This is a genomic window from Flavobacterium sp. BFFFF1 (genome assembly GCF_002256285.1).
In the GTDB taxonomy this organism is placed as follows: domain Bacteria; phylum Bacteroidota; class Bacteroidia; order Flavobacteriales; family Flavobacteriaceae; genus Flavobacterium.
Genome location: NZ_NKJE01000013.1, coordinates 52,610 through 68,204, shown reverse-complemented (window position 1 = coordinate 68,204; position 15,595 = coordinate 52,610). Strand labels below are relative to the sequence as shown.

The following is a 15,595-nucleotide window of genomic DNA, read 5'->3' as shown; positions in this document are numbered from 1 at the left end:
GGCTTTTTTTTAAGTAACAATCAGATAATAATTCGATAACCTGCCCATTTTTTTCAGCGTATACCTTTGGAAAAAAAACATGAGGCATTTCTACTGTAGCTTAATTATTGCGCTTTCATTGATTACAGCCTGTACTTCCGACAGGGACATTGCTGAACCGACCGTCATTACCAATCCGGAAGCAGTCTTGGTACATTATTGGAATTTCAATGCGCTGCCTTCCGGCACATTGATGGAAGCACTGCCTGACATGAGCCTTTTACCCGGACAGGCATCGATTTCCTACGAAGGCGACGGTACCGGTTATATGGACGACTTTGCGCCGGGATACACCACAAATGCCAGAAACTCAGACATCGACGGTGCCGGACTGCGAGCCAGAAACCCAAGCGACACGCGCTACCTGCTTATCTCGGTGCCGACAACAGGCTTTAAAAAAGCGGTTGTGAAGTTTGCCACAGCCCGAAGCGGATCAGGTGCCACCCAGCAAAGCTATACATACACCACCGATGGCGTAAATTTTACAGCCACAAACCTCGAAACAAACAGCTACAGCGCACCGGAAGACCCGGTTAATGATTTGGTAACACTTGATTTTTCCGGAATATCTGAAACAGACAACAACCCTAATTTTAAAATAAAGATTGCCTTCGGCGGTACCAACGCATCCGGAGCTACAGGGAATAACCGTTTTGACAACCTGACGCTGGAAGCAGAACCGCTGACCGCAGGTGTTGCGCCATCGGCTTTGCAATACAACAATAACAATTCCTTTACAGTCAATACTGAGATTACACCGCTTCATCCTACGGTGACCGGAAGTGTAATTTCCTACACCATTTCCCCTGCCCTTCCTGATGGATTGTCGATTGACAATGAGACCGGCATCATCAGTGGCACACCGGCGTCAGAAAGCCCGGCGACTACTTATACTGTCACAGCTTCCAATGCATTCGGGAACACCACAACAACACTCAGCATCACTGTTAATCCCATGCCTGTTGCGGCGCTGATTCATTATTGGAATTTCAACGCGCTGCCTACGGGAACCCTTACGACTGTTAATTCGGATGTAAGCCTGACTACCAGTGCCGGGACGATTACTTATCCGGGGACAGGTGCCGGTTATATGGACCAGGTTACACCCGGATCACTGATCAATGTACAGAACGGAGCCGTTGAGGGCTTGGGCTTGCGCGTAAGGAATCCAAGCAACACCAGAAACCTCGATATCAAAGCATCAACTGTTGGCTATACGAATATCGTCATTCGGTTTGCTACCGAAAGAACAGGTTCCGGTGCCACGGAACAACAATATTCTTATAGTATTGACGGTGTCAACTTCATTACCACTTCACTACCCATCACTACTTACAGTCCGGCCGCAGAGCCCAACTTTGAGCTCGTTGCCATTGATCTTACAGGCATAGCCGGCGTTTTGAATAATCCAAACTTCATTTTCAGGATCAATTTCTCTGGCGCGACAGCATCGGGCGCCAGCGGGAATAATCGCTTTGACAATATAACCATCCACGGAAACAACTTATGATCAACTTAAAACTTAGTGTGGCTGCATTGTTGCTTACAACGGTGGCCATACAAGCACAAAAACCAACGGCCATTAAGCCTGAAAAGCACATTTCACTTCAAATTCCGGAACCTTCGGACGTTTGCATTAGTGCAGACGGAACGAAAATGTACGTGGTCAGCGATAGCGGCTACTTATTCGAAACGGACCTCGAAGGAAGCATACTCCGTAAGGCAGATTACCTTGGCATTGATGACGAAGCGGTATACGCTGACGACAAATTTGTTTACGCGGTCGAAGAAACCACGCGGAAGGTAAAAATCTTTGATGCGGCTACGCTGAAACTCATCCGGACGGTTAACCTGAGTTATTCCGGCGGCAGGAATAAAGGTTATGAGGCGCTTACGTTTAACAAAGCCAAAAACAAATTTGTAATCCTAACCGAAAAAGACCCTGTTTATCTTTTTGAACTCGACACCGATCTGAAAGTAGAAAATGAAATCAACCTGTCCAAAATAGCGCGGGACATCTCCGCGGCAACTTATTATAATAACGCTTTGTGGCTGCTCAGCGATGAAGACAGGACCCTCTTCAGGCTGAATCCAAAAACGTATGAGGTAACCGCAAAGTGGACGCTTCCGTTAATCAATCCGGAAGGCCTTGCTTTCGACAAAGCTGGGAATTTGCTGGTAATCTCAGATGATATGAAAACGCTCTATTTCTTTAAAAACCCTGAAAAACAATAACATGAAAAATTTGTATTCTTATCTTGTTCTATTGTTTTCGGTTTCGGGCGCTTTTGCGCAACTCACCATTTCCAACGGAAACCACACGCTTGAAATTTCGGGCGGGGTATCCGCTTACTACAATTACAGGTTGCTTAAAACGGGCGAACTTGCAAAAGACAAAGACCGATTTAAGTTGCGTGACGCCGAATTACAACTGGAAGGCCGCATCGGGAATACCTGGGAATATGAACTTCAGGTGGATTTTGCCGATATGGCCGCAAACAACAACAACGCCCAGCCCGATCCGGAAAATCCAGGGCTTGCAGATGCCTACATTAAATACAAAGGCCTGAAATTCGTAGAGATCCAGGCGGGTTATGGCAAATTATTTTATTCCAGGAGTTCCATGGTTCCATTCACCTTTTCGACGTACTGGCAAAGAGCCGACTTGACAAGGGGTGATGTTTTCAGCCAAAGGGATGTGGGCGTTACGGTCATGAAAGATTTCTGGAATCAGCGTATTAACGCCTATGCCGGCATCTATACCGGACTGGGGGAACTTTCCTTAAACGGTGATAATGATGCCAGTGGCCAACCGGAATATGCTGCGCGGGTTGACTTCTCATATCCCTCGAGGTTCAGGTACAGAGAAATTGACGACCGGATTACGCCAATTCCGATGTTTACGGTGGGCATTAACGCACGTTATGCCAATAAAGCATTGCCTGATGGTGAAGTTTTCCCTGACAATGCTACCGGCGAATACGGATTGAAAGTCATCAACGGCAAAAGGTATGTGTATGGATTTGATGCTGCATTCCAATACATGGGCTTTTCAGCGCAATTTGAAATGCACCAGATTAAAGGCATGCCGCAATTGGCAAACGATCCGTTGCTGCATAACCTGACGGCAGCACAAACTGGGGGTTACTTCCTGGCTGGTGGTTATGTGGCGCAGGTGAATTATTTTGCAAAAAGCCTTAAAACGATTGTATCTGCCCGGTATGAACAACTGGACCTCAATGATCTTGTTCGGGGGAATTCCAGAAGATTTTCGCCGGCGATTGCTTATCAGATTGATGGTTTTGACGCTATGATAAAATTTCAGTACTTTAACATCCTGAAAGAAGAGACCATAGATCCATTCAAATGGCAGGAACAATATAGACTTGGGATTCAATTAAACTTTAAATAACACCATTATGATTAAAAAAATACTCTTTACATTTTTATTGCTCAGCGCAGTAAATTCAATTGCCCAAGTCGGCAGTTTTCCGGCATCCGAAACCTTTGACATGGCGTTTACAGAAGGTACCGATATCGAATTTATCCCGAACTGGACCGGGAATCTGGTGAATCCACCTGCCACGGCAACCCGGATTTTTCGCGATGAGACCGTGTATTTTTCGGCGCCAGCTGCATTAAGCATCATCCCCACCAGTTCGTTTACCGGTGATGTGCGCGTGAGTCTTGACATGACGTCTGCCACTTCGCTGGCTTTCAGCTTTAAGGCAAAATCGATGCTCAATGGTGATGGGACAGGAACCAGGAATGTCATCCTCATCATGGAAACCTCGCTCGATGCAGGCGTAACATGGATTGGCACCCAGCAAGTCGCATCCCTTCCAAATGCAGATCAGGTAGATTTCGCAGATTATAGCTATGCGTTGCCAGCGGCTGCAAACAACCAAAGCGGCGTTCTGGTCCGTTTTAAAGTGACCAGGGGTGATGGAAGCGGTACGGCAGGAAAATTAGTAATTGATAATGTGTCGATTGCACAATCTTCAGCACCACAACTTGCTGTTGATGAAACTGCGATGACTTTCACCCAGGTATTGGGGTCGCCGTCGCCAACCCATACAGTAAATGTATCGGGCAGTAACCTAACGGGCAACATCATCTTAAATATTACAGAAGGCTTTGAAATGTCAGAAACCCAAAACGGGACCTACGGAGCCGTTATTGCACTGGCTGCAACGGATGGAGTTGTTGCGGAAACCGTAATTTACGTTAGGATGAATGTATTGACAGCAGGCGATTACACCGGCACACTGACCATCAGCACGCCAGGCGTAGCGAACGCTGAAGTAGCGCTTTCGGGAACTGCATCCAGTATTAGTGTAACCAACCCGGAGCCGATCCAGATATATGAAGGTATGGCGCCCATTTTCACCGCTTGGGACCCTGCTTCAGCAATGAATACTTTCCCAGCGAATATGGCTTTTTGGACGCACGGAATTACAGATCCAGACCTTAACGTGCAGTTTACCGAAGACTGGCATTGTCTATATAACCTGACAAACAGGTCCAGATTTTTTGGCGAGGGAGACAATGGCGTTTCTTTTGTTAATACAGGTAATTCACAATATACAGGTGTTTGCGATGGTTCAGACCCAACGCAGGCAGCAGGAGCCGTAATTGACAATGGCCGTGCCGGAGCCGTAGTGCTTGCGATCAGCACACTGGGAACGATTGGCGGACTCGATATGCCTCTTGCCATATCGGCAGACCTTAACTGGACCGCGAGGACGATACTGAAAAACAATCGTGTTTATGGAATCAGGATGCAATACCGCATCGGGAATGGCAACGGAAATCCCAACACGGGATGGACAGAGTTCCCAACCGTTCAGGATTATATCAGCGGCGAGGACAATACCTTTCAAACTTTCGTCACGCCATTGCCTGCGGAATGTTTTTACCAGGAAGTCGTGCAAATCAGGTGGGTGTATTATTACATCAGCGGCACAGGCAGTCGCGCCCAGTTGGCAATAGACGATATTGGTTTCACGAATGTGCAGTTATCGACAGATGATATTCAGAAAACGAATCGCTTCAGTTTTTATCCAAATCCGGCAAACGGCAATACGATTCATTTTAATACAGCTTCAGATATTACGATTTCAGACCTCAGCGGAAAACAGGTGATGAAGGCAGATCAAGTTACCGATTTAAACATTAGTACGCTTTCGAAAGGCGTTTACTTCATTCGGAACGCCGATGGTGTGGTATTGAAAATGGTGCGTTAATTCTTACGCCTACTCAAGCAATACAAAGCTGCCCCTAACCGGGTAGCTTTTTTTGTTTACATTAAATTAAAAAACTACACCAATTTTTTAACCATATCGTAATAGCCGATTTTCGGGATACCCCTTAAATAAACCTAATTTTGTTGGGATTTTTTTAACAGGATTAAAATTTACAACTTGTCTTATGGAAAACAAATTACGCAACAACCATTACAGAAAAGCTAAAAATGCTGTGTCTTTAAAACAGGCCTGCCTTCTTTTAGCTGTTTTACTGTTTGGCCTCAATCAGGCGAGCGCCCAATTATGGTCAAGTACCGGCGGATCTGCCTGGCTTACCGGATCCAACTGGACTGGAGGTTCTACTCCAACATCTACAGGAACCGCGCAGTTTGGCGCGAACCCCACAAGTACTACTGTAGGCGTTGGAATCAATTCCAACACGAATAGCAACGTACAGGTTGGAGCCATCGAACTTACTTCGGCTAAAACCACGAACATGCCTCTCCTCGGGAACAGCAGTAGTGGCGCAAGCGGTACGCTGACACTAAACGGTGCGACGGTAAATGGCGTAAGCAATACCATTATCAGGAATGCGGGTGGAAACTTCACATTTCAAAATAACCAGGGCGGTTCATCAGGAACAACCTTAGGAATCGTTCTCGGGAATGCCACGACGAACAACGTCAACATAGACAATACTGGAAATGTCACCATTTCGAGCATAATATCTGGAGCAAATAGGCAACTGACCTATAACGGAACAAGTTCAGGAAACTTAATTCTTTCCGGAGCCAATACTTTCAGCGGCGGAATTATCGTAAACAGCACTACTGGAACGGGAAGGCTACGTATTGATGCCGTTGCAGCTTTACCGACTACCGGAACAATAAGGATTAACACCTCGGGGGTAATGCGATTTAATATCGCCGGAACTTTTGGTGGTGCTACACAAGCACTGGAATTCAATCCAAACCAAACTGCCTTACCTTCACTTGATTTGGGTTCCGGTATCACGACCACCTGGGCAGGAACAGTAAATTTTCTTGCAGATACCCGCATAGAGCCATCTTCAGGCGGGACTATTACATTTAGTGGTAACGCAACAGGCTCAGGAGCATTGTTCAAAGCGGCATCAGGAACACTGGTTTTTTCAGGTACAGGAAATAATTTAACTGGTGCAACCACCATTGGTAATGGTGCGCTTACCGTTAACAGCGGTTCCTCAATGGGAACAGGTGCTTTAACATTGGCACAAACCGGTACCAATGCCACTACGGTAAATCTTAACAATGCATCACAAAGCATCAGCAGTTTATCCAATACCTGGACGGCTGTTGCAGGCACTATCGCACAAACCGTGAACCTTGGTTCAGGACATACACTTACAATTAACCAATCAGGAAACACGACTTTTGGAACAGGAGCTGTAAATACTTTAACGTCGAGATTGGCCGGCAGTGGAAACATTGTAAAAAGCAATACCGGAACACTGACGCTAACCAGCGCAAACACCTACACCGGGACAACAACTGTTTCAGGCGGAAAACTGGATTTAGGAATCGCCAATGCTTTAGCGTCATCCACCAATGTAACCCTTAATGGTGGCACATTGGGTACAGCTACCGGCTTTAACCAGTCAGTAGGTACTTTAAACCTGAACACTACAGGCACAATCGCTTTAGGTGCTGCTTCCCATACCATTAATTTTGCCGCCAGCAACGCCGTTACATGGAATGGAACTGCTTTGACCGTTACAGGATGGACGGGAACTGCCGGCGCGTCTGGAACTGCCGGAAAAATCTTCGTTGGTTCTACAGCAACAGGTTTGACTTCAGCACAATTGGCTAAAATCAGTTTTACAGGATACACCGGACATGCTGCCATCTTAAGCAACGGAGAGATCGTTCCTGAAAACCTGGTTCCTACCATCAATACAACAGGGACTTTAAGCGCGCTGTCCACTACCTATGGAACGCCGTCTGCTACTACTTCTTATTCGCTTTCAGGTGATAACATGACCGCGGGCATTACGGTTACGCCAGCAGTTGGATTTGAAGTTTCTACAACTTCAGACTTTTCAGCGAATGTGGGTACTAACGCTTCACCAATCACTGTTGGTGCTGCGGGAACCATTTCTTCCACTACAATTTATGTCCGTTTATCAGGAACAGTTGCCGTTGGAGCCTATTCAGGAAATATTTCCAATTCCAGTGCCGGAGCTGTTGCCGTGAATGTGGCAACCGTTTCAAGCACCGTAAATCCGAAAGCGTTGACCATCACAGGTGCTGCTGCTCAGGACAAAACCTTTGACGGTACAACCGCAGCAGTCATTACAGGTACCTTATCCGGTATAGTTGGTGCTGACAATGTTACTTTAAACGGAACGGGCGTTTTTGATTCGGCTTCGGTTGGAACAGCGATCCCTGTAACATCAACAAGTACTTTATCGGGAACTGAAGCTGGTAACTATACTTTAACCCAGCCAACAGGGCTAACCGCTAATATTATCGCCGGTGCTTTAACACCACAAACCATTACATTCAATGCGCTTTCAGCGGTTACTTATGGTGATGCCAATTTCAACCTGACTGCTACTGCAAGTTCAGGATTGACTGTATCTTATGTAAGTTCCAACACAAATGTCGCGACCGTTTCAGGAAATACTGTTACGATTGTTGGTGTGGGCAATACAACGATCACTGCCTCTCAGGCTGGCAACAGTACCTACGACAGTGCAGTCCCTGTTGACCAGGTATTGACTGTAAATGCTAAGGCACTCACGATTTCAGGCGCTGTAGCTGCAGATAAGATTTATAACAACAATACGGATGCCGTTATCACAGGAACATTGACAGGCATCGTCAACGCAGACGATGTAAGTTTCACAGGGACCGGAACTTTTGCTACGGAAACGGTGGGGAATGCGATCAACGTCACCTCAACCGCTGTGTTAACTGGTACTGATGCATCAAACTATTCGTTGACCCAACCAACGGGATTAACTGCAGCCATCACACCAAAGGCGTTAACGCTTGACAGTGCGGTGGCGGCCAACAAAACTTATGACGGTACTACGACCGCAACAATCACGGGTACGCTTCAGGGTATCATCAGTGGTGATGTAGTTTCTTATGTTGGTGCAGGAAATTTTGCCAGCGCTGCCATTGGTACCGCAATCGCTGTCACGCCGGCTATTTCCCTTACAGGTGCTGATGCTGGCAATTACAGCATTACACAGCCCGCAAGTTTATCGGCAAATATCACCACCGCAACACTTACGATAACGGGAATTACCGCAAATAATAAAACATACGACCAAACTACTGCTGCTACCCTTAACGGTACGGCTGTCTTGAGCGGTGTAGTCGGTTCAGAAGATGTTTCCCTAACCGGAACGCCAACGGCCACATTTGACACGGCGAATGCCGGTACAGCAAAAACGGTAGTTGTGACCGGATACTCCATCACGGGAGCTGATGCCGGAAATTATACGTTAACACCGCTTAGCTTAACGGCTGATATTGCAAAAGCAAACCAAACGATCACTTTTGCTGCATTGCCTGCCAAAGCGACTACGGATGCACCATTTACAATCAGCGCGACGTCGGATTCGGGATTACCGGTTTCTTTTGCAAGTTCTGCTCCAGGCGTAGCGACAGTTACAGGTAACACTGTTACCATAACAGGATCAGGAACAACCAATATTACCGCTTCTCAGGCTGGTGATTCGAATTACAATGCAGCAGCGAACGTCATACAGCCACAGGTTGTAAATGCGCCTTTGCTTACCCAAAGTGGTTTTACGGGTGTCATTGTTCCGCAATATATGGCCTCAGGAACTTCCTCAAGGCTTCCTGTAATTTTCAGGGCCACTGTGAGCGGATTGACACCAAATACTTCTTACAGATATTTCATTAATGGAGCAACAAACGCTGCTACCGGAGGCGGAACGGTTGATTTTGGTACGACCAATGCCGGTGCCGGAAATCCACTATTGGTCAATAGTACAGGAACTTCATTTATCTACTCATCAAGCGCGAGCATCAGTACAGCCGGAAATTACGAAACATTTACTACCGACGCGAGCGGAAATTACACAGGCTGGTTCGGATTCGTAAATACGGGGAACGGAAGATTTACCGCCGGTAACCTTATTTATCCTACTATCGTAATCGGGAATGCTACCGGAACGCTGACTTACTACAGAAAAGCGCTTGACCAGAGTATCACAGTACTATCATTTGGTACGGCTGCGAACGCGACAAGCGGTACATTAATCAAAAGTACGTCCAGCGCTACAGCTAAAAACTTCGTACAGCTTTATGGAAATACGACCGGAACAGGCCGACCAATAGCTTCTACTGTAGTAGAAAGTATCGGATTGACCATCGGAAGCGTGGTAACAGGCTATGCTACCGCAGCCGGAAGCTGGAACACCATTGTTCCAAACGTAAACGCCAATGGTGTAAAAAGGATTGAGCAAAGAAATATTTCCAATACTTTAGTGGGTTGTGCTACAGATACTGACGGCACATGGACCTCGGTAAATACCGTAAACCCAACCGGTGGAACTACCGCTTTGGTGATCAGCAATGCCGACGCACCGCTTAACGTATGCCCTGCTCCACCAGTGATCAATAGTGCGCTTACTGCAAATGCTACCGTAGGTGTTGCGTTTACTTACACGATTACAGCGCTGAATACACCAACAAGCTATGATGCACTCTCTTTACCAAACGGACTGTCGGTAAATACTTCGACAGGAGAAATCACTGGAACACCAACGACCGCAGGCGACTTCAACGTAACGATTTCGGCGACTAACGGACTCGGAAGTGATTCAAAAACCCTGGTCATCAGCATTGCGAAAGGAACGCAGTCGATTGCCTTCAACGCATTGGCGCCGAAACAAACCGGTGATGCGGATTTTAATTTAACAGCTACCTCTGCAACTTCAGGAATCAACCCGATAACTTATGTGAGCTCGGATCCTTCGGTAGCCACCATCAGCGGATCTACCGTTACCATCGTTGGTGCCGGAACCACGATTATCACTGCTTCACAGGCTGGAAACAGCGATTATTTTGCTGCTGCAGATGTAGACCAAAACCTCATCGTTACAACTACCGCACTTACGAATCAAACCATTACTTTTAATGCTTTGACCAACAAAATTTACGGCGACGCTGATTTTAACCTTACTGCTACGGCGAGTTCAGGATTGACAGTAACTTATGCCAGTTCAAATACCGCTGTTGCCACTGTTTCAGGAAATACAGTAACTGTTGTAGGACCTGGTACCACAAACATCACCGCCTCACAGGCCGGTGGTTCAGGTTTTAATCCGGCTCCGGATGTGGTACAGTCTTTAACCATAAATACTAAAGAACTTACCGTTTCCAACGCAGTGGTCACCACTAAAACGTATGACGGTACAACCGCTGCAACAATCACCGGCGCAACCTTAACGGGAATTGTCGGAAGCGATGACGTTACGATCAGTGGCAATGGAGACTTTACCAACGCTAATGCAGGTACTGCCATTCCGGTGACCACAAGTTTCGTGCTGGGAGGCGCTGACAATGCGAAATATTTCCTTACCCAGCCTACAACGCTGACAGGCGATATTACCAAGGCCAACCAGACCATAACATTCGGGACACTGCCCACTAAAACTACCGTCGACGCACATTTCAACCTTACGGCAACGGCTTCATCAAATTTGTCAGTTTCTTACATTAGTTCCAATCCCGCTGTAGCAACCGTTGCAGGAAATACAGTAACCATTACAGGTATTGGAACTTCAATAATCACCGCTACCCAGGGTGGTAATGGCAACTTCAATATTGCAGCAGATGTCACGCAGACTTTAACGGTAACGTCGTCGTCATTTACGAATGGAAATATTGCGGTCCTTGTTACCAATGCATCAGGTGTCACTTCAAATACCACTGCATCGATCGTCGAACTAAACCCTACAACACCGGGCGTCGTTACCACCACCGCAATCGCAGGATCGGGTGCCAATGCACTTCGCTTTTCCGCCAGTGCTACCTCGACATGTTATATCGCAAACAGCAACGATGGTACACAATTGTATTTCACGGGTGCAAACAATACTGATACCTCTGCCAACGTAAATACGCTTAATCCAAGAGGTGTAGGATCGTTAAATAATGGGGGTACGTTTACAATGGCGACCACGTACACCGGAACTTCCGGCCAGCAAGCGCGTTGCGCCACCAGTTTAAACAATACCACCCTATTCATCGGTGACCAGGGCGGGTTTTATACCAATAATGCGACAACTCCAAGCCCAACGGGTAATTTCAGGGGCGTGAAGGCGTTTGGAGGAACCGTGTATGCACAAAACAGCACCATTGCTGTTGGAACCATAAACGCCGCAACAGGTGGTACGTTAACACTGCTGCCAGGACTTACCGCAAGCGTAACCAGCCTTCAGGACTTTTATCTGATTTCATCGGCTAATAATGGCACTTACGATGTGCTTTACGCCATGTATGCTACTTCAAATACTGCCGGTACGATTGCCAAGTATTCATTGGTAGCAGGATCGTGGACCGCTAACGGTACGTATACTACTGCATTCGGAGGATTCTCTATTGCCGCCAAAACACAGGCGGGTGGTGCTTACCTTTTCGTTTCAACCGGCCAGGGAGCACTTACCGCAAATAATGTGGTAAGGCTTAACGATACCGCCGGATACAACTCCCCGATTAACATCACTACAGCCAATAACGTGATTTTATACACAGCCCCGACAGGCGCTATTGCTAAAGGTGTTGCGTTTGCACCGACCTTGATTGCGCCTGTAGTAACAAATGCTGTACTGACCGCGAGCGGAACTGTTGGAACGGTTTTCAGCAACTACACCATTACTGCAGTTAACGCACCGGTAAGCTACAATGCGTCAGGATTGCCAAACGGACTGTCCATCAACAACACGAACGGACAAATTACTGGAACACCCACTCAGGCCGGAACCTTCAACGTAACGATATCTGCAACCAATGCTGCGGGTACAGGCAGTGCCACGTTGGCTGTAACCATTGCCAAGGGAACGCAGTCGATCGTGTTCGACCCGTTGCCAACAAAAGATGTTGCCGATCCTGATTTTGCATTAACAGCGAATTCAGACACCGCGGTGATCAACCAGATTACTTACAGCAGCTCCAATACAGCCGTAGCGGTTATCATTGGAGATACGGTTCATATTGTGGGTACAGGTGTCACAAACATCACCGCTTCCCAAGCCGGAAATGCTGATTATTTCGCCGCCGCAGATGTGATCCAGCCACTAAATGTCGTGAATTCGTCACTGACAGACCAAACGATTACGTTCAACCCGCTAGCCAATAAAGTATATGGTGATGCGCCTTTCCAATTGACTGCTACCGCTTCATCAGGACTGACTGTAAGCTATATCAGCTCCAATCCGGCCGTTGCTACTGTATCAGGTGATACCGTAACCATTGTTGGCGTAGGTACAACAATAATCACCGCTTCACAAAATGGTGGTTCAGGCTTCAACCCGGCGCCAAATGTGAATCAATCACTGACTGTAAGTACTAAAGGGCTTACCGTGATCAACGCCGTTGTGACAACCAAAGTTTATGACGGAACGACCACCGCAACCATTACCGGTGCTACACTATCCGGAATTGTTGGAATTGATGTGGTGACCGTGAGCGGCAATGGAACTTTTGAAGATGCGAACGCAGGAATCAATAAGAATGTCAATACGGCATTTGTATTGTCTGGTGCTGATGCTGCTAAATATACTTTGGCACAACCCGCGCTGACAGGAACCATTGACAAAGCCAGTCAGGTAATCACTTTCGGTGCGCTTCCTGTTAAAACAGATCTCGAGCCGAACTTTACGCTTACAGCGACTTCGCCAACGTCAGCCATTAATCCAATCACCTACTCCAGTTCAGACACAGCAGTGGCTACCGTTACATCAGGCGTTATTGATATCCTAAGCGCAGGAGTTACAAATATCACGGCATCACAGGCGGCAAGCCTTAACTATAACGCGGCCAATGATGTAATCCAGGTGTTAACAGTAAAAAGTGGCCTTTACCTGAATCAATTTACAGGTGCCTCCGCTTGTCCTACGAACGGAAATATTGCATTTGTTCCGTCAAACACCACGGGTGCTCCGTTAACGAGGAGTACGATTACCTGTAATTCGACAGGAAATGTATTTAATTCTACTACACTTAATGCTACTGCGAATGTGGTCAACACCTCCTATATTGAGTTCTCTGTAAGCGCAGCAGCAGGATATAAAGTAAACCTAAGGTCATTGTCGTTTTTCAGACAGGCCAGCAATACTGCGCCAAACCGCCTCGAAGTTCGTTACAGTACTAACGGATTTACGACTTCTACAGCATGGGGTGCGGCACCACTTACGCCTACCGTAGGTACTACAGCGACCTGGGACTTTGCAGATTTCGCTTCCGCAGATGGTGGAACGGTGACCTTCAGGATCTATCCATACGGAACTCAGCGTGCCGATTTGAATGCAGCCGCTGCCTCAGGAACCGGTACTTTCAGGCTTGATGATGTGACGATTTATGGAGAAGCAGTGCCGTCGACAGTGACCTGGGACGGTACCCAGTGGTCAAACATCACCGGACCAATTGCAGCGGTGGACGCCGTAATCGCAGGAGACTACAACTCGGGAATCGAGGGTGGATTCGAAGCTGGAAAACTAACTGTAAATGCAAATACCTTGCTTACAGTTAGCTCAGGCACCAACATTACATTACAAAATGAATTGGTTACTAGTGATGCCGTAATCGATTTGGGAACCAATGGAGATCAATATAATGTGACCAGCGGTGTTGTCGTTGAAAACAATGCCAACCTTATCCAGGTAAACGAATCGGTGAATTCCGGTAAGATTGTAGTAAAGCGTAATGCCACCATGATACGCCAGGATTATGTGTACTGGTCATCACCTGTATTTGGCCAAAACCTATTGGCTTTTTCTCCAGGCACGTTGCCAAACCGTTTTTACACGATGAGTGAAACGAACAATAACTTCGCTCCAATCGTTCCCGCTACCAACGATTTCGAAGTGGCCAAAGGATTTATGATTCGGGCGCCAAACACATTCCCAAATACACCTACCGTCTTTAACGGACGTTTCCGTGGTGTACCTAACAATGGCGCTAAATCAATCGCGGTGACCAATTTGAACCAAGGGTATAACATGATCGGAAACCCTTATCCGTCAACCATTGACGCTGATTTATTCTTAGATGCCAATACGTCTGTCAGTACCCTGTACTTTTGGGCACACGTGTTACAGGGATCGGCTTCGGGAGCAAACTATGCCTCTTACAATGCGACTGGAGCGGCTTCCGCCTCTAACACGTCGCCATTAAGCGCTACGCCAAACGGAACCATACAGGTAGGACAGGGATTTGTAATAAATACCAACGCTTCCACAACCATTAATTTCAGTAACAGCATGAGGGTTGCTAACAATGCGAACCAGTTCTTCCGGACGGCGAACAATGACAAAAACCGTATTTGGCTTAACTTGTCTAATGAAAGCGCTGTTCTAAATCAGGTGCTGGTGGGTTATCTTCCGGGAGCAACCAATAATGCCGACTTTAAATATGACGGAAAATTGATTGAAACCAACGCAGCGAAATTGTTTTCAATCGTTGACAACACCCCTTATGTAATTCAGGGAAGGGCGTTGCCGTTTGATATTAATGACACCGTTGCTTTAGGTTTTACCACTGAAAGTGCAGGTTCCTATACCATTTCGCTGGATCACACCGATGGTTTGTTTGCAGGAGATCAGCCTGTTTTCATCAAAGACAACTTCACCGGAATCTACCACGACATCAAAAATGGCGCTTATACTTTTGCATCAACAGCAGGCAATTTTACCAACCGTTTCGAGTTGGTATACCAAAATGCCCCACTGGGGACTGAGAATCCGACGCTATCCAACGAGGGTGTAATTGTTTACGCTCAAAACGGGACTTTGAATATCAACAGCGGTACAACGCCTATGAATGGTGTCAAAGTATTTGATATCCGCGGCAGGCTATTGTTTGAGCAGGGTAATGTGAACAGCACGACATTCACTACGAATGAACTGCGGGCAGAACAACAGGTACTGATCATTCAGGTGAGCGACAGCAAACAAAAAACCGTTACTAAAAAGTTGGTCTTTTAATTCAACGACCATTAGCATATTTAGAGCCTCCTTCGGGAGGCTCTTTTTTTGGATAAACTTTCCGACCATTTATAAAAAAACTCCC

General features: G+C 46.7%; 5 protein-coding genes. All 5 read left to right on the top strand.

Annotated elements, in window-relative coordinates:
* The first annotated feature begins 79 nt into the window (after window positions 1–79).
* Window positions 80–1,549: an Ig domain-containing protein gene (locus CFE23_RS09775; RefSeq protein ID WP_291087224.1), complete on the top strand. Its 1,470-nt coding sequence runs from the start codon at window positions 80–82 to the stop codon at window positions 1,547–1,549.
* Entirely contained in the window at window positions 1,546–2,274 is a 729-nt protein-coding gene (locus CFE23_RS09770; RefSeq protein ID WP_291087222.1) for an SdiA-regulated domain-containing protein, read from the top strand. Before CFE23_RS09775 ends, CFE23_RS09770 begins: the two co-directional genes overlap by 4 nt.
* 1 nt (window position 2,275) lies before the next feature.
* Window positions 2,276–3,451, top strand: coding sequence for a porin (locus tag CFE23_RS09765; RefSeq protein WP_291087220.1), 1,176 nt, complete (start codon window positions 2,276–2,278; stop codon window positions 3,449–3,451).
* 7 nt (window positions 3,452–3,458) lie between these two features.
* A complete protein-coding gene (locus CFE23_RS09760) occupies window positions 3,459–5,285 on the top strand; it encodes a T9SS type A sorting domain-containing protein (protein ID WP_291087218.1) in 1,827 nt (608 codons plus the stop codon).
* Window positions 5,286–5,469: 184 nt separating this feature from the next.
* Complete coding sequence (locus CFE23_RS09755; RefSeq protein ID WP_291087216.1) at window positions 5,470–15,510, top strand: YDG domain-containing protein; 10,041 nt, start codon at window positions 5,470–5,472, stop codon at window positions 15,508–15,510.
* Window positions 15,511–15,595: the final 85 nt, after the last annotated feature.

Coding starts and splice junctions, on each gene's coding strand:
- CFE23_RS09755 (WP_291087216.1), top strand. CDS start 5,470: ATGGAAAACAAATTACGCAACAACCATTACAGAAAAGCTAAAAATGCT.
- CFE23_RS09760 (WP_291087218.1), top strand. CDS start 3,459: ATGATTAAAAAAATACTCTTTACATTTTTATTGCTCAGCGCAGTAAAT.
- CFE23_RS09765 (WP_291087220.1), top strand. CDS start 2,276: ATGAAAAATTTGTATTCTTATCTTGTTCTATTGTTTTCGGTTTCGGGC.
- CFE23_RS09775 (WP_291087224.1), top strand. CDS start 80: ATGAGGCATTTCTACTGTAGCTTAATTATTGCGCTTTCATTGATTACA.
- CFE23_RS09770 (WP_291087222.1), top strand. CDS start 1,546: ATGATCAACTTAAAACTTAGTGTGGCTGCATTGTTGCTTACAACGGTG.